Below are 14,356 nucleotides of genomic sequence, written 5' to 3'. Positions count from 1 at the left end.
TTCGCTGCTCCTTGCTCGTGGTGTGGGGTGTCCGTGCCGGGGCCCGCGCCCCGCACGCCCCCGTTCACCGGCTCTCTCGTCGTGCGTGGCCCGCCCGCAGCTGCGCGCGGAGCGCCTGCGGTGTCCACTCCTCGCGCAGCGCCCGCCGTACGGCGTCCGCCTGGGAGGGCGGGGCCAGGCCGTCGACCGGCGGGTCGCGGTCGAGGTTGGTGGGGAAGGGGTACCCCTCCGCGCTCGCGGCGACCACCTGCTCCAGCCACCGCTCGTCCGCGCCCTCGGCCTTCCGCCGCAGCAGCACCGGGTAGACGGCGTTCACCACCGCCTCCCGGTCCACGGTCTCCATGGCCCGGCCGAACGCGGAGGAGATCTGCAGCAGGTTGGCCATACGGCGGATGCCCGCGGAGCGGTTGGTGCCCGCCGCGTGGAACAACGCGGGGCTGAAGAACACCGCGTCTCCCTTGGCCAGCGGCAACTGCACGTGACGCGCCTCGAAGTAGGCCCGGAACTCCGGCAGCCGCCAGGCCAGATAGCCGGGCTCGTACTTCTGGGAGTGCGGCAGGTACATCGTGGGCCCCGACTCCACGGGCATGTCGCAGTGCGCGACGGCGCCCTGGAGGGTGAGCACCGGGGACAGGCGGTGCACGTGCGCCGGGTACGCGGCGGCGGCCCGCTCCGAGAGGAAGCCCAGGTGGTAGTCGCGGTGCACGGTCTGGGCGGCGCCGCCCGGGTTGACCACGTTGATCTGGGAGGTGACCTGGTAGCCGGGGCCGAGCCAGGCGCGGGCGACCAGGGCCAGGGCGTCATTGGCGTAGTAGTCGGCGAACGCCTCCGCATCGCGCAGGGCCGCCTTCTCCAGGGCGTTCCACACCCGGTCGTTGGCCCCCGGCGCGGCGAAGTGATCACCGGCGGAGGCCCCCGAGGCGCGCTGCTCGGCGATCAGCGCGTCGAACACCGCGGTGGCCCGGTCGACCACCGCCGGGTCCGGAAAGGCGCCCCTGAGGACGACGAGGCCGGGGCCGTCGGCGAGGGCGTGGACGAGTTCGGCCGCCGTGCCCTCGTCGTCGCGCAGCTGCCCGGCGTCGTACACGGGGACGTGCTGCTCCACGGCGGCGGCCCGCGGGTGGGCGGTCGGGTCGGTCGGCTGCTCGACCAGCTCGCGGAAGGCTTCGAGGTCGCAGTCGCCTGCGGACAGCTGGGAGCGGTGGGCGGGGACGGGCGCTGCGGGCATCGTCGTCCTTTCGCTGACAGGGGCGACGCGGTGCTGTCATTCTTGTCCTGACAAACGCGTCGAACAACCATCAGCGAGCCATCAAAAACCCATCAGAGCGCGCCGCGCCGACCAAGCCGAGGAGCCGGTCATGGGGCACCCCTTCCCGATCCGGGAGATCGCCCGGCAGGCGGGCCTGAGCGAGGCCACCGTCGACCGGGTGCTCAACGGCCGCGGCGGCGTGCGCGAGAGCACCGCGTACGAGGTCCGACGGGCCATCGCCGACCTGGACCGCCAGCGCACCCAGGTACGGCTGGTCGGCCGCACGTTCATGTGCGACATCGTGATGCAGGCGCCGGAGCGCTTCACCACCGCCGTGCGGGCCGCGCTGGAGGCCGAACTGCCCGCGCTGCACCCGGCCGTGGTGCGCTGCCGCTTCCACTTCCGAGAGACGGGCCCGGCCGGGGAGCTGACCGCGACCCTGGACCGGATCGCCCGGCGCGGCTCCCAGGGGGTGGTCCTGAAGGCCCCGGACGTCCCCGAGGTGACCGCCGCCGTCGGCCGGCTGACCGCCGCGGGCGTCCCCGTCGTCACCCTGGCGACGGACCTGCCCGCAAGCCCCCGGGCGGCCTACGTCGGCATCGACGACCGGGCCGCGGGCGCGACCGCCGCCTACCTGATGGGCCAGTGGCTCGGCGACCGCCCCGGCAACGTCCTCACCAGCCTCAGCAGCGGCTTCTTCCGCAACGAGGAGGAGCGCGAGATGGGCTTCCGCGGCGTCATGCGGGCCCGCCACCCCGGCCGGGCACTCGTCGAGATCGCCGAGGGGCAGGGCCTGGACGCCACCCAGTACGACCTGGTGCGGGCCGCGCTCGAACGCGACCCGGACATCCGGGCGGTCTACTCGATGGGCGGCGGCAACATCGCCACCCTGCGCGCCTTCGAGGACCTCGGCCGCCCATGCGACGTGTTCGTCGCCCACGACCTCGACCAGGACAACACCCGGCTGCTGCGCGAGCGGCGCCTGTCCGTCGTCCTCCACCACGACCTGCGCCAGGACCTGCGCGAGGCCTGCCGCCACGTGATGCGTGCCCACGGCGCCCTGCCGCCCGCCGGTCCGGCGCGGCCCTCGCCGATCCAGGTCGTCACCCCGCACAACATGCCGCCCGACGTGCCCTTCGACACCGCGACCGTGTGACGCGCGCCGCCGCCCCGGGCGTGTGACGCGGCCGTCCCCGCCGCCGCTCGTACCGTCGGGCGCATGTGGAAATCGACTCCGGCCGGCGGTCCCGAGCGGGTGGTGGCGCTGGCCGACGGCGTCTTCGCGATCGCCATCACGCTGCTCGTCCTGGACTTCTCCGTGCCCAGCGGGCTGGACTCCTCGGCCTACCACGCGGCTCTGCGGGATCTCGCGCCCAACCTGGGTGCGTACGTGCTCAGTCTGCTGGTGCTCGGGCTCTTCTGGCGCGACCACCGCCGCATCTTCGGCCTCGTCGAGCGGGTCGACGGCCAGGTGATCACGCTGTCCCTGGCCGGCCTGGGCGTCGCGGCACTCGTTCCCTTCCCGACCAAGCTCATCTCCGAGTACGGGGACGAGCCGGTCTCCGTCGCCGTCTACGCGGCGGCGATCGCCGCCCTCGGCGCCTCCCACGTGGCCCTGCTCGCCGTGCTGGCCACCCGGCCCTGGCTGTGCGGCGGGACGGCCCCCGAGGAAGGCTTCCTGCTCTTCGGCCTGGACATGGCGGCGACGACGGTGGTCTTCGCACTGAGCGTCCCGCTCGCCCTGGCCGTCGGTCCCGCGGCGATGTGGAGCTGGCTCGTACTGGTCCCGGTCCAGGGCCTGTTGGGCCGGTGGGCGATGCGGGCCCGCCGCGGCGCCGTCAACCGGGCAGCCCGGGACTGACCCAGGTGCCGTGCTCCGCCGACCGCGACATGGCCTCCAGTACGGCCGCGCTGTGCACGGCGTCCGACAGGGTGGCGCCGTACGGGGTGCCCTCCGCGATCGAGCGCAGGAAGCGGTGGGCCTCCACCACCTTCAGGTCGTCGTACCCCATGGCGTTCGCGGCCCCCGGCTGGAACGCGGCGAACTCGCCGTGCCCGGGGCCGACGTACACGGTGCTCACGGGCTGGTCCTGGTACTCCGTGCCGCGGCTGACGCGGAGTTCGTTCATGCGGCGGAAGTCCCAGAACACCGCGCCCCTGGTGCCGTGCACCTCGAAGCCGTAGTTGTTCTGCTCGCCGACGGAGACCCGGCAGGCCTCCAGGACGCCGCGTGCCCCCGAGGCGAAACGCAGCAGGCAGCTGACGTAGTCCTCGTTCTCGACCGGGCCCGGCTCGCCGCCCGTCGCCCGGGCATGACCGGCGGTGGCGGCGGCGGGACGGGCCCGCTCCGGCAGGAAGACCGCCGTGTCGGCGGTCAGCGAGGCGATGTCGCCGAGCAGGAACCGGGCCAGGTCCGCCCCGTGCGAGGCCAGGTCCCCGAGGACCCCGCTGCCGCCGCGCTCCCGCTCGTAACGCCAGGTCAGCGCGCCCTCCGGGTGGGCCGCGTAGTCGCTGAAGAAGCGGAGACGGGCATGCGTGACGCTGCCGATCTCCCCGGTGGCGATCAGGTCGCGGGCGGTCTCCACGGCCGGGGCGTTGCGGTAGTTGAAGCCGACCGTGCCCTGCACCCCGGCCCCGGCCACCGCGTCGGCCACCGCCCGCGCGTCGTCGGCGGACAGGCCGACCGGCTTCTCCACCCAGATGTGCTTGCCCGCCCCGGCCATCGCGACGGCGATCTCGCGGTGCAGGAAGTTGGGGGCCGTGATGCTGACCGCGTGCACCCGCGGGTCCGCCGCCACCTCGCGCCAGTCGCGGGTCGCCGAGGCGAACCCGAACTGCGCGGCGGCCTCCTCGGCCCGCCCCGGCACCTCCTCGGCGACCGCCACCAGCTCCGGGCGCAGCGCCAGGTGCGGATAGTGGTGGCGGACCCGGGCGTACGCCTGGGTGTGCACCCGGCCCATCCAGCCGAAACCGACGACGGCGACACCGAGTGCCTCGACCATGAGCGCCCCTCTTCGGATCTCTCCGTGATCTGTCTGTGTGATCTGTCCTGCGTGATCTGTCCGAGGCCACCCTGGGCGGGCGTCGGCATCATGTCAACCTTTTGACAGGACAAAGACCGGAAGCCCGGCTCACGGACGACCGAGGTCGATCGCGTACGCCTTGCGCAGCGTCTCGTGCACCGTCCACGTCGTACGGTCGCCCTCGCGCAGTACGGCCAGGTCGCCCGGTCCGACCGTGAGGGTCGGGCCGCCCGCCACCTCGATGGTGGCCGAACCGCTGAGCACGACGAACATCTCGTCCGCCTCCGTGTCGGTGACCACGCCGGGCGTGATCTGCCAGACACCGCGCACCCGGCGGCCGTCCGGCGACTCCCAGACCACCCTGCCGGTCACCTCGGGCGTGCCGGACACGATCTGGCCGGGGTCGAGCGGCTCGGGTTCGAGCTCGGCGTCGGGGACGTGCACAACGAAGCTGTGGGTCATGGCGCGACGTTAGCCGGGCCCCGCGGGGCGCCGGGGGAGACAGGGTGTGGGGCATCCGGCCCGGCCGGCGGACACTTCGTCGCGGTCGGAGGAGGGGCGAAGAACGCAAACAAAATTGTTGACAATGTTGTTTGGCTAGATTTACGTTCGACAGGCACTCACTCAGGGAGGGCAACCATGCCGAACCAAGCCCGTCCGGGCACCGGGGAGCAGGCCAAACAGCTTGCGCTCGGTCAGCTGCGGCAGGCGATCCTGCGCGGCGACATGGCACCCGCGCAGCGGCTGGTGGAGAACGAACTCGCCGAGCAGTTCGGCGTGACCCGGGCCAGTATCCGGGCCGCGCTGATCGACCTGGAGTCCCAGGGGCTCGTCGAGCGCATCCGCAACCGCGGTTCACGGGTGCGGGTGGTGACGGTGGAGGAGGCCGTGGCCATCACCGAGTGCCGCCTGGTGCTCGAAGGGCTGTGCGCGGCCAAGGCCGCCGCCGCCGTCGACGACGGGCAGGTCGCCCGGCTGAAGGAGCTGGGCTCGGCGATGCGCAAGGCCGTGGCCGGCGGCGAACCGCTGACCTACTCGGACCTCAACCACGAACTGCACGCCCGGATCCGGGAGTTCTCCGGCCAGCTGACGGCCGTGGAACTGCTGGAACGGCTCAACGCTCAACTGGTCAGGCACCGCTTCCAGTTGGCGCTGCGCCCGGGACGCCCGCAGCAATCCCTGAACGAGCACCTGGCCATGATCGAGGCGATCGAGGCCAGGGACCCGCAGGCCGCCGAGGCGGCCGTCCGGGCCCACCTCACCAGCGTGATCGAGGCGCTGCGCGACTGACACACGCGCCACAGACACGCGCCTGTGACACGGCACCGAGGCGGGCGCCACCTGTCCACCAAGGAGAAGTCACCCATGACGCACGGCAACGCGCCCGCCGCCGTCCCCCGCTCGACCCTCGTCGTCACCGCGCACGCGGGGGACTTCGTGTGGCGGGCGGGCGGCGCCATCGCCCTGGCCGCCTCGCGCGGCGAGAAGGTCACCATCGCGTGCCTGACCTTCGGCGAGCGCGGCGAGTCCGCCAAGGCCTGGCGGGAGGGGAAGAAGCTGGCGGAGATCAAGGCGCTGCGCCGGGAGGAGGCCGAGAAGGCCGCCGCCGCCCTCGGCGCCGAGGTCCGCTTCTTCGACGCCGGCGACTACCCGCTGACCGTCACGCCGGAGCTGACCGACCGGCTCGTCGAGGTCTACCGGGCCACCCAGCCCGACGTCGTACTCACCCACCCGGTCGAGGACCCGTACAACGGCGACCACCCGGCCGCCAACCGCATGGCGCTGGAGGCGCGCGTCCTCGCACAGGCCATCGGCTACCCGGGCGAGGGCGAGATCATCGGCGCCCCACCGGTCTTCTACTTCGAGCCGCACCAGCCCGAGATGAGCGGCTTCCGGCCCGAGGTGCTGCTCGACATCACCGAGGTGTGGGAGACCAAGCGCAAGGCGATGGAGTGCCTCGCCGCCCAGCAGCACCTGTGGGACTACTACACCGACCTGGCCGTCCGCCGGGGTGTCCAGCTCAAGCGCAACGCCGGTCCCAACCTGGGCCTGGCGCACCGGACCATGGCCGAGGCCTTCATGCGCCCCTACCCCCAGATCGCGAAGGAGCTGGCATGAGCGGCGTCGTCGTCACCAACCCGCCCAAGGCCGATGCCGAGGACGTCGAGGCGCTCGCCGCCTACGGCGTGGCCACCGTCAGCGAGGCCATGGGCCGCACCGGACTGCTCGGGCCCCGCATCCGCCCCGTCCAGCAGGGCGTACGGGTCGCGGGCACCGCGGTCACCGTGCTCAGCTGGCCCGGGGACAACCTGATGATCCACGCCGCCGTGGAGCAGTGCGGCGAGGGCGACATCCTCGTCGTCACCACCACCTCCCCGTCCACCGACGGGCTGTTCGGTGAACTCTTCGCCACCGCCCTCCAGCGGCGCGGGGTGCGCGGCATCGTCACCAACACCGGCATCCGCGACACCCAGGAACTGCGCGAGATGGGCTTCGCCGCCTGGACCCGCGCCGTGTCCGCGCAGGGCACGGTCAAGGCCACCGGGGGTTCGGTCAACGTCCCGATCGCCGTCGACGGCCAGGTGATCCGCCCCGGCGACGTGATCGTCGCCGACGACGACGGCGTGGTGGTCGTCCCGCGCGAGCGCGCCCGGCAGGTCGCCGAGGCGTCCGAGGCCCGCGAGCAGAAGGAGGCGGCCACCCGCACCGCCTTCGTGGAGGGCCAACTCGGCCTGGACCGCTACGGATTGCGCGAGAAGCTGAAGGAACTCGGGGTCACCTACCAGTCGTACGACGCGTACACCGCGGGGGAGCGGCCGTGACCGGCACCGATGCCGGCACCGGCACCGGCACCGGCACCGGCTCGGGCACCGGGCCAGAGGAGGTGCGCTGCACGTTGATGCGCGGCGGCACCTCCAAGGGCGCCTACTTCCTCGCCGCCGACCTGCCCGCCGACCCCGCCGCCCGCGACGACCTGCTGCTGCGGACCATGGGCAGCCCCGACCCGGGGCAGATCGACGGCCTGGGCGGCGGGCACCCGCTGACCAGCAAGGTCGCCGTGGTCTCCGGCTCGGCCGACCCCGACGCCGACGTCGACTACCTGTTCCTCCAGGTTGCCGTCGACACCCCCGAGGTCACCGACCGGCAGAACTGCGGCAACATCCTCGCCGGGGTGGGCCCGTTCGCCGTCGAGCGCGGGCTCGTGCCGGCCGGGGAGACCGAGACGTCCGTACGCATCCGCATGCTCAACACCGGCGAACGGGCCGTCGCGACCTTCCCGACCCCGGGCGGGCGCGTCGCGTACGACGGGGACACGGCGATATCCGGCGTGCCCGGCACCGCCGCAGCGGTCGTCATCGAGTTCCCGCAGGGCTCCGGGCCGCTGCTGCCCACCGGCAACGTCCGCGACACCGTCGCCGGCACCGAGGTGACCTGCGTCGACAACGGCATGCCGGTCGTCCTGATCCCGGCCGCCGCGCTGAGGGTCACCGGGTACGAGACACCGGCGGAGCTGGAGGCGGACGCGGCACTCGCCGGACGCCTCCGCGAGATCCGGCTGGCCGCCGGGCACCTGATGGGCCTCGGTGACGTCGAGGGCGCCACCGTGCCCAAGCTGACCCTGCTCGCCCCGCCCCGGGACGGCGGCGCTGTCACCACCCGCACCTTCATCCCCGTGCGCTGCCACACCTCCATCGGCGTCCTGGGCGCCGCGAGCGTCGCGGCCGGGCTGCGCGTCCCCGGCGGCGTGGGGGAGGGCGTCGCCCGCCTGGGCCCGTCCGGCGACCGGGTCCGGGTGGAACACCCCACCGGGTTCCTGGAGGTGGACGTCCGGCTCGACCCGGGCCCGCTCGTGGTGCGGCGTACCGCCGTCGTACGCACCGCGCGCAAGATCTTCGACGGCACCGTCTTCCCCCGGTCCGCCGCGACGGCACCGATCCCCGCACAACGCCCTGGAGGCCACCATGACTCCGCCGCTCGGTGACATCGCGCACGTCGGCCACGCCCAGCTCTTCACGCCCGACCTCGACGCGAGCGTCGCCTTCTTCACCGACTTCCTGGGCCTGACCGTCAACGGGCAGCACGGCGACACCGTCTACCTGCGCACCTACGACGACTACGAACACCACAGCCTCGTCCTCACCGCCCGCGAGCAGCCCGGCCTCGGCCGCCTCGCCCTGCGCGCCTCCGGCGAGGACGCGCTCCGGCGCAGGGTCGCGGCCCTGGAGGCGGCGGGGCGGCCCGGCACCTGGGTCGAGGACGAGCCCGGCCTCGGCAAGCTGTACGTCACCACCGACCCCGACGGGCACGAACACGCCCTGTACTGGGAGAGCGAGCACTACCGGGCACCCGAGGAACTCCGGCCCGCCCTCAAGAACCAGCCGCAGGCCAAACCCAACCGGGGCGTCGGCGTACGCCGCCTGGACCACGTCAACTTCCTCGCCGCCGACGTACTCGCCGGCGCCGAGTTCCAGGAACACCTCCTGGGCGCCCGGCCCACCGAGCAGATCAGGCTCGACTCCGGGAAGATCGCGGCCCGTTGGCTGACCTTCACGAACAAGTCGTACGACGTCGTCTACACCGAGGACTGGACCGGTTCCTCCGGGCGGCTGCACCACATCGCCTTCGCCGCCGACACTCGCGAGGACATCCTGCGCGCCGCCGACCTCGCCATCGACACCGGCGTGTTCATCGAGACCGGCCCGCACAAACACGCCATCCAGCAGACGTTCTTCCTGTACGTCTACGAGCCAGGCGGCAACCGCATCGAGCTGTGCAACCCGCTCACCCGCCTGGTGCTGGCGCCGGACTGGCCGCTGATCACCTGGACCGAGGAGGAGCGGAAGAAGGGCCAGGCCTGGGGTCTGAAGACGATCGAGTCGTTCCACACCCACGGCACTCCGCCGGTCGCGTGACGCCTTTCTGACACCTTTCCGACAGCTTTCTCACAGCCTTCTCCCAGGGGGTGGGTCGCGCACGTCCGCGTGCGCGGCCCACCCCCAAATCGTTGCTGAGATTGTTAACAAAAACGTTGACACTCCCGGAGCCGGGTCCTTAGCGTCGCCCCATCACACGTCCCCTCCAGGCACCGCCTCCTGGACGAGAGGAAACAACGATGTCCTCCTCACCCGCGCTGTCCGCCCGCGGCAGCAGACTGGCCCTGCTGGTCGTCGGCCTCTGCTGGCTGGCCGTCCTCTTCGACGGCCTGGACATGTTCATCTACGGCTCCGTGCTGCCCCACATGCTTCAGGAGAAGGCCCTCGGCATCACCTCGGGCCAGGCCGGCGACCTCGGCAGCTACGCCACCTTCGGCATGCTGGTCGGCGCGCTGGCCGCGGGCACGGTCGCCGACCGCATCGGCCGCAAGAAGCTGATGGTCTCCTGCGTCGCGCTCTTCTCCCTGGCCTCCGGCCTGTGCGCGATCGCCGGGAGCGTCGGCGTCTTCGGGCTCGGCCGGACCCTGGCCGGTGTCGGCCTCGGCGGACTGCTGCCGACCGCGATCAGCATGGTCTCCGACTACGCGCCCCGGGGCCGCGCCGCGATCACCATCGGCCTGCTGATGACCGCCCACCACGCCGGCGGCATCCTGTCCGCCTACGTCGCCCTGTGGATCGTCGAACCGCTCGGCTGGCGCTCCGCCTTCTGGGTCTGCGTGGTCCCGCTGCTCTTCGTCCCGGTGCTCCTGAAGTTCCTGCCCGAGTCGCTCAGTTTCCTGGTCGCCCACGGACGCACCGAGGAGGCCCGCACCCTGGCCGGCCGCTACGACGCCGAACTCCCCGCCGCGCCGGCCGACAGGCCCGCCACCGTCCGCTGGGAGAACCTCGCGAACCTCTTCCGCGGCGGCGAGTGGATCCAGACCCTGCTGTACTGGCTGGCCTCCTTCGGCGGACTGCTCCTCGTCTACGGCGTCGCCACCTGGCTGCCCACCCTGATGCGCGGCGAGGGCTACGAACTGGGCTCCGCGCTCACCTTCGTCGTGCTGTTCAACCTCGGCGGCATCGTCGGCATGCTGGTCGCGGGCCGCGCCTCGGACCGGTTCGGCGCCCCGCGCATCTCGGCGATCTGGTTCGCGCTGACCGCCTGCGGCGTCTTCCTGCTCAGCGTCCACATGCCGCTGGCGCTGACCTTCGCGGTCGTCTTCCTGACCGGCGTCTTCCTCAACAGCGCCCAGACCATGATCTACGCGACCGTCTCCATCGGCTCCGCCCCGGCCAACCGCGCCACCGCCGTCGGCTGGACCTCGGGCATGGGCCGCTTCGGCGCGGTCTTCGGCCCCTGGCTCGGCGGCCAGCTCCTCGCCGCCGACCAGGGCGACTGGGGCTTCACCGCCTTCGCGACAGCCGGCTTCTCCTCCATGGTCTTCATCGGCATCGCGGCCCTGCGCACGGCCACCGCCGCGCCCCGAAGGGGCGCGGGGAACCGCGCGACCAGCCACCACGCACCCGCAGCCGGACAGTAACCCCCGGCGAAACGGCGCTCCTCCGCTCAGCCGGCCGCAGGCCGCCGCCGAGACAGCCATGCGGCCACCACCGCGCCGGACACGTTGTGCCACACGGAGAAGACCGCCGCGGGCAGTGCCGCCAGGGGACTGAAGTGCGCGGTGGCCAGCGACGCGGCGAGGCCGGAGTTCTGCATGCCGACCTCGAAGGCCATGGCACGGCTGCCGGGCTCGCCCAGCCGCCCGAGGCGCCCCGCGCCGTAACCGAGGGCCAGACCGAGCCCGTTGTGCAGCACGACGGCGACGAACACCAGCCCCGCGGCCGACTTGATGGCGTCCGCGCTGCCCGCCACGACGACCGCCACGATCACGGAGATCGTCAGTGCGGACAGCCAGGGCAGCGCGGGCAGCGCCCGCTGCACGTACCGCCCCGCGAGCAGCCGTACGACGACGCCCGCGAGGACCGGCAGCAGCACCGTCTTGAGGATGTCGGTGACCATGGACCCGGCGTCCACCGGCAGGTACTCGCCGGCCAGCAGCAGCGTCAGCGGCGGGGTGACCAGCGGGGCGACCAGGGTGGAGACGGTCGCGACGGAGACGGACAGCGCGACGTCGCCGCGGGCCAGGTAGGTCACCACGTTGGAGGCCGTACCGCTGGGCGCGCAGCCCACCAGGATGACGCCCGCGGCGAGCTGCGGCGGCAGGTCGAGCAGGTGGGCGATCGCCCAGCCGAGCCCCGGCATGATGACGTAGTGCGCCACGAGCCCGAGCGCCACCGCCCAGGGGCGCTTCACGACTCCGCGGAAGTCCTCCGGGGTCATCGTGATGCCCATGCAGAACATCACGACGCCCAGCAGGTACGGCACCGCCTCGCTCCACCCGGTGAAACCGCCGGGGAGCAGCAGGCCGAGGGCGCCGGCCAGGAGGACCAGGACCGGGAAGACGGTCACGGCGCGCCGCGCGGAGCGGTCGCCGGTGACGTCGTCACCGAGGTGTTCGTCGCGTTCGTTGTTCGCAGTACTTTCGGTTCGCACCGTGCGAGGTAACGCCTGGTGGGCGGCGTGACGCAAAGGCGTCTCGCGATGTGATCATCCCATCCGGTCCGCCGCCCCACACCTCCGCGTCCCCTTCGAGGACCCTCACGTGCTCGTCGCAGTTGTGCGATTGCAACGGCGCCCCGGAGCCCACCGGGTACACGCTGGCCCCGACGGGGTGTACTGCCCCGGCGAACGCAGCGCCGCCCGCGCCGTGGAACGCGCCGCCGACGGGGTACCGGTGGCACCGAAGGTGTGGCGCGACCTCACCGAGCGGGTGGCCGAGTACGGGATCACACCGCCCGGCACGGTGTAGCGCGCCCCCTGCACGTCGCCGGCCGCCCCGGAGGGGAGGGGCCGGCCGGCGACTCCGCCCCGCCGCGCGCATGGGGTAGGCTTGACCAGCGCGATCACGGCGAACCCGGATCGCGCACCGGGACGTGGCGCAGCTTGGTAGCGCACTTGACTGGGGGTCAAGGGGTCGCAGGTTCAAATCCTGTCGTCCCGACGGTTGCGAAGGGTCTTCGCGGGCGGAAGCTCGCGGGGACCCTTTTCTCTTGGCCTCCCCGGCCTCTTCTTGGTGGGTGGACACCTACTTGACGCCTCTTCGGCGCCGGTCGACACTTCCCCAGTAATCCTAGTGATTAGGTAGGGAAATACCCGGGGAGAACCATGACCGTCACACCGCTCGCCCCTGCCCCCGCCTTCCGCGGCCGGATCGGCCGCGACCCGCGCAGCGGCCACTACGCCGTTCCGCGCCGCTACCGCCTCCACCTCTCACCCGGCCACGACGACTGTCTGGGCATCGCCGTCGTGCACCGCCTCCTCGGCCTGGACGAGATCTGTCCGGTGACCCTCCTGGCCCCGCGCCCCGACTGCCCCGACGGCGGGTACTCCGCCCTGCGGCCGCTGTACGAGGCGAGCGCGCACCACTACCGGGGGCCGGCCGTCGCGCCGGTGCTCAGCGACGGCTGGTCGGGCCGGATCGTGAGCACGCACGCGCGCGACATCATGCGCGACCTCGCCCGGTCCTTCACCCCGGCCGCGGGCCCGGTGCTGTACCCGTCCGGCGCGGAAGCGGCCGTCGCCGCCGTCGAGGAACTGTGCACCCGAGCCGCCGACCCCGCGGCGCTGCCCGGTGTGCTGGACCTCCTGGAGCGGCGCCTGACCGCGCACTCCCACGTCGTCGGCGACCGGCTGACCGCCGCCGACGTCGAGGTGTGGGCGGCGCTCGTCCGACGCGACAGCCCGCCGCACGAGGACGATCACCCCGCCCTGTGGTCCCACGTCCGGCGCCTGACCGCCCACCCGGCCTTCGGCCGCCACCTCGCGGGCCGTCCCGCCTGACGGGACGAGCGATCCGGAAATCGCCGTGCCCGCCGCCCCCCAGCGGCGGACACGGCGTGTGCCGCGGCGCGCGTCGCCCTCCCCGAAGGCGGCGCGCGCCGCGACCGGCCCCCGGCGCCGGTCTGTGGCCACGGCGCACGGGTGCTTGTGAGCCGCGCGGTCACCAGTACATGACCGCCGTCTCGCCCGCACCCCACGAGGAGTACAGGCGCACCCGGACGACATAGCGGCGGCCCTTGACGAAACGGGCCCTGATCGTGGCGTTGTGCGGGGTTCCTCCGTCGTCCTGTCCGGCGAAGTAGCGGGGCACACCGTCCCGCTCCTCGAAGACGACGACGACGGCGTCGCTGTCACCGAAGGTGCCCACGGTGTACTCGCGGGTCTCCGGCGGATCCACGCGGAAGTCGGCCTGCTCGCCGGGCCCGAGACCCAGCGGCACCGAGCGGAACGGCACCAGCGGACCGGGCCGGCCGGTGGGCGGGTACCAGCGCAGGGCGAACTCCTTGTCGGCGGCGGAGAGCGTACCGGGCGGGCGCAGGCCGGAACGGTAGTGCTCGGGCTCCAGTATCAGGCCCGAGGAGAACGGGTACTCCATGATCGACTGCGGGTCCCAGACCGGGCCGTTGGCCTCGTCGCCGTCGAGCTTGCGCAGGATGTTGTGGAAGGTCCGCTCCCGGCTCCAGTGGTTGGGCGGGCCCGCCAGCTCGGCGTAGACGGCCTCGTCGTCCCAGAGGATGCCCGCGAACGGGCTCTGGTGCTCGTGCAGCATGCCGAGCGCGTGCCCGATCTGGTGCAGGGCCGTCGCCCGCTCGCCCGGCGCGGTCAGGTCCCAGCCGAAGTTCATCGTCCGGTCGTTCAGACCGACCCCGAGCGCGTCCTTGCCCACCGCCGACCAGGACCCGTCGCCGGGCTGGAAGCCGATGCGCAGCTCCGCCTCCGACCGGTCGCGGACCTCTTCGAGGCCGAGTCCGATGCCCAGGTCGCGCCACTCCCGGAAGCAGTCGCGCACCACGTCCCGCTGCTCCTCGGTCCCCGCCCAAGAACCCCGCCGCGGCCGTCCGGTGCCCGGCATCGGGACCACCGAGGCGTCGGTGTCGCCGCCGAGGAAGCAGTAGTGCAGCACGGTGGCGTTGACCCACATCCGCTGCCCGCCGACGAGCGCGGCGACGCGCTCGACGGCCAACCCCGGCGGAAGCACCGGGGCAGGCTGCCGCTCGAGCGAGCAGTAGCGTGCGGTCATGGGCATCAGGGTGCCGTCCGGGGAGGT

The 14,356-nt window shown here is 72.9% G+C and carries 15 protein-coding genes and 1 tRNA gene; 11 read left to right on the top strand and 5 right to left on the bottom strand.

All coding sequences use genetic code 11. The features are described 5' to 3' along the window. Nucleotides 1-64: 64 nt before the first annotated feature. The gene (locus tag Sru02f_RS24240) at nucleotides 65-1,228 is read right to left on the bottom strand and encodes a phytanoyl-CoA dioxygenase family protein (protein WP_109028767.1); all 1,164 of its coding nucleotides are present in this window, start codon (nucleotides 1,226-1,228) and stop codon (nucleotides 65-67) included. A 130-nt stretch (nucleotides 1,229-1,358) separates the two neighbouring features. On the opposite strand from Sru02f_RS24240, the gene Sru02f_RS24235 reads away from it, so the two are divergent. Both Sru02f_RS24235 and Sru02f_RS24230 read left to right on the top strand, forming a co-directional pair. After that, nucleotides 1,359-2,405 carry a LacI family DNA-binding transcriptional regulator gene (locus tag Sru02f_RS24235; RefSeq protein ID WP_109028768.1) on the top strand — a complete coding sequence of 349 codons (1,047 nt, stop codon included), beginning with the start codon at nucleotides 1,359-1,361 and terminating at the stop codon, nucleotides 2,403-2,405. 63 nt (nucleotides 2,406-2,468) lie between these two features. Next, nucleotides 2,469-3,110, top strand: coding sequence for a TMEM175 family protein (locus tag Sru02f_RS24230; RefSeq protein ID WP_174854958.1), 642 nt, complete (start codon nucleotides 2,469-2,471; stop codon nucleotides 3,108-3,110). Here the strand turns inward: Sru02f_RS24230 and Sru02f_RS24225 are convergent. Next, nucleotides 3,088-4,251: a Gfo/Idh/MocA family protein gene (locus tag Sru02f_RS24225; protein WP_109028769.1), complete on the bottom strand. Its 1,164-nt coding sequence runs from the start codon at nucleotides 4,249-4,251 to the stop codon at nucleotides 3,088-3,090. The genes Sru02f_RS24230 and Sru02f_RS24225 overlap by 23 nt on opposite strands. 129 nt (nucleotides 4,252-4,380) lie before the next feature. Continuing rightward, entirely contained in the window at nucleotides 4,381-4,734 is a 354-nt protein-coding gene (locus Sru02f_RS24220) for a cupin domain-containing protein (RefSeq protein ID WP_109028770.1), read from the bottom strand. A 177-nt stretch (nucleotides 4,735-4,911) separates the two neighbouring features. Between Sru02f_RS24220 and Sru02f_RS24215 the strand changes: the two genes are divergently transcribed. From Sru02f_RS24215 to Sru02f_RS24190, 6 genes are all read left to right on the top strand, one after another. Beyond that, the gene (locus Sru02f_RS24215; protein ID WP_109028771.1) at nucleotides 4,912-5,562 is read left to right on the top strand and encodes a GntR family transcriptional regulator; all 651 of its coding nucleotides are present in this window, start codon (nucleotides 4,912-4,914) and stop codon (nucleotides 5,560-5,562) included. Between the two features lie 75 nt (nucleotides 5,563-5,637). Beyond that, complete coding sequence (locus tag Sru02f_RS24210; RefSeq protein ID WP_109028772.1) at nucleotides 5,638-6,390, top strand: PIG-L deacetylase family protein; 753 nt, start codon at nucleotides 5,638-5,640, stop codon at nucleotides 6,388-6,390. Continuing rightward, entirely contained in the window at nucleotides 6,387-7,094 is a 708-nt protein-coding gene (locus tag Sru02f_RS24205) for a 4-carboxy-4-hydroxy-2-oxoadipate aldolase/oxaloacetate decarboxylase (protein ID WP_109028773.1), read from the top strand. Before Sru02f_RS24210 ends, Sru02f_RS24205 begins: the two co-directional genes overlap by 4 nt. Further along, nucleotides 7,091-8,254, top strand: coding sequence for a 4-oxalomesaconate tautomerase (locus Sru02f_RS24200; protein WP_373103539.1), 1,164 nt, complete (start codon nucleotides 7,091-7,093; stop codon nucleotides 8,252-8,254). Before Sru02f_RS24205 ends, Sru02f_RS24200 begins: the two co-directional genes overlap by 4 nt. Then, entirely contained in the window at nucleotides 8,235-9,185 is a 951-nt protein-coding gene (locus Sru02f_RS24195; protein WP_109028774.1) for a VOC family protein, read from the top strand. Before Sru02f_RS24200 ends, Sru02f_RS24195 begins: the two co-directional genes overlap by 20 nt. 200 nt (nucleotides 9,186-9,385) lie before the next feature. Further along, on the top strand, nucleotides 9,386-10,729 hold the full coding sequence (locus Sru02f_RS24190; RefSeq protein ID WP_109028775.1) for an MFS transporter: 1,344 nt from the start codon (nucleotides 9,386-9,388) through the stop codon (nucleotides 10,727-10,729). A gap of 26 nt (nucleotides 10,730-10,755) precedes the next feature. Here the strand turns inward: Sru02f_RS24190 and Sru02f_RS24185 are convergent, their stop codons facing one another. Then, complete coding sequence (locus Sru02f_RS24185; protein ID WP_109028776.1) at nucleotides 10,756-11,742, bottom strand: bile acid:sodium symporter family protein; 987 nt, start codon at nucleotides 11,740-11,742, stop codon at nucleotides 10,756-10,758. 109 nt (nucleotides 11,743-11,851) lie between these two features. On the opposite strand from Sru02f_RS24185, the gene Sru02f_RS24180 reads away from it, so the two are divergent. From Sru02f_RS24180 to Sru02f_RS24170, 3 genes are all read left to right on the top strand, one after another. After that, the gene (locus tag Sru02f_RS24180; RefSeq protein WP_109028777.1) at nucleotides 11,852-12,058 is read left to right on the top strand and encodes a hypothetical protein; all 207 of its coding nucleotides are present in this window, start codon (nucleotides 11,852-11,854) and stop codon (nucleotides 12,056-12,058) included. Between the two features lie 118 nt (nucleotides 12,059-12,176). Continuing rightward, a tRNA-Pro gene (locus Sru02f_RS24175) sits at nucleotides 12,177-12,250 on the top strand. A 164-nt stretch (nucleotides 12,251-12,414) separates the two neighbouring features. Next, entirely contained in the window at nucleotides 12,415-13,089 is a 675-nt protein-coding gene (locus tag Sru02f_RS24170) for a glutathione S-transferase C-terminal domain-containing protein (protein ID WP_109028778.1), read from the top strand. 160 nt (nucleotides 13,090-13,249) lie between these two features. On the opposite strand, the gene absR1 is transcribed toward Sru02f_RS24170, so the two are convergent. Next, a complete protein-coding gene (gene absR1 / locus Sru02f_RS24165) occupies nucleotides 13,250-14,329 on the bottom strand; it encodes a beta-glucuronidase AbsR1 (protein WP_109028985.1) in 1,080 nt (359 codons plus the stop codon). Nucleotides 14,330-14,356 lie beyond the last annotated feature (27 nt).

It is taken from the genome of Streptomyces rubrogriseus (assembly GCF_027947575.1).
Lineage (GTDB): Bacteria > Actinomycetota > Actinomycetes > Streptomycetales > Streptomycetaceae > Streptomyces > Streptomyces rubrogriseus.
The sequence above is the reverse complement of the archived record's forward strand: the minus strand, read 5'-3'. Positions and strand labels throughout refer to the sequence as shown.

What these genes read in the sequence shown, in the direction of transcription:
- Sru02f_RS24240 (WP_109028767.1), bottom strand. Translation starts at nt 1,228, where the DNA reads ATGCCCGCAGCGCCCGTCCCCGCCCACCGCTCCCAGCTGTCCGCAGGC.
- absR1 (WP_109028985.1), bottom strand. Translation starts at nt 14,329, where the DNA reads ATGACCGCACGCTACTGCTCGCTCGAGCGGCAGCCTGCCCCGGTGCTT.
- Sru02f_RS24170 (WP_109028778.1), top strand. Translation starts at nt 12,415, where the DNA reads ATGACCGTCACACCGCTCGCCCCTGCCCCCGCCTTCCGCGGCCGGATC.
- Sru02f_RS24205 (WP_109028773.1), top strand. Translation starts at nt 6,387, where the DNA reads ATGAGCGGCGTCGTCGTCACCAACCCGCCCAAGGCCGATGCCGAGGAC.
- Sru02f_RS24215 (WP_109028771.1), top strand. Translation starts at nt 4,912, where the DNA reads ATGCCGAACCAAGCCCGTCCGGGCACCGGGGAGCAGGCCAAACAGCTT.
- Sru02f_RS24225 (WP_109028769.1), bottom strand. Translation starts at nt 4,251, where the DNA reads ATGGTCGAGGCACTCGGTGTCGCCGTCGTCGGTTTCGGCTGGATGGGC.
- Sru02f_RS24220 (WP_109028770.1), bottom strand. Translation starts at nt 4,734, where the DNA reads ATGACCCACAGCTTCGTTGTGCACGTCCCCGACGCCGAGCTCGAACCC.
- Sru02f_RS24190 (WP_109028775.1), top strand. Translation starts at nt 9,386, where the DNA reads ATGTCCTCCTCACCCGCGCTGTCCGCCCGCGGCAGCAGACTGGCCCTG.
- Sru02f_RS24195 (WP_109028774.1), top strand. Translation starts at nt 8,235, where the DNA reads ATGACTCCGCCGCTCGGTGACATCGCGCACGTCGGCCACGCCCAGCTC.
- Sru02f_RS24230 (WP_174854958.1), top strand. Translation starts at nt 2,469, where the DNA reads ATGTGGAAATCGACTCCGGCCGGCGGTCCCGAGCGGGTGGTGGCGCTG.
- Sru02f_RS24235 (WP_109028768.1), top strand. Translation starts at nt 1,359, where the DNA reads ATGGGGCACCCCTTCCCGATCCGGGAGATCGCCCGGCAGGCGGGCCTG.
- Sru02f_RS24210 (WP_109028772.1), top strand. Translation starts at nt 5,638, where the DNA reads ATGACGCACGGCAACGCGCCCGCCGCCGTCCCCCGCTCGACCCTCGTC.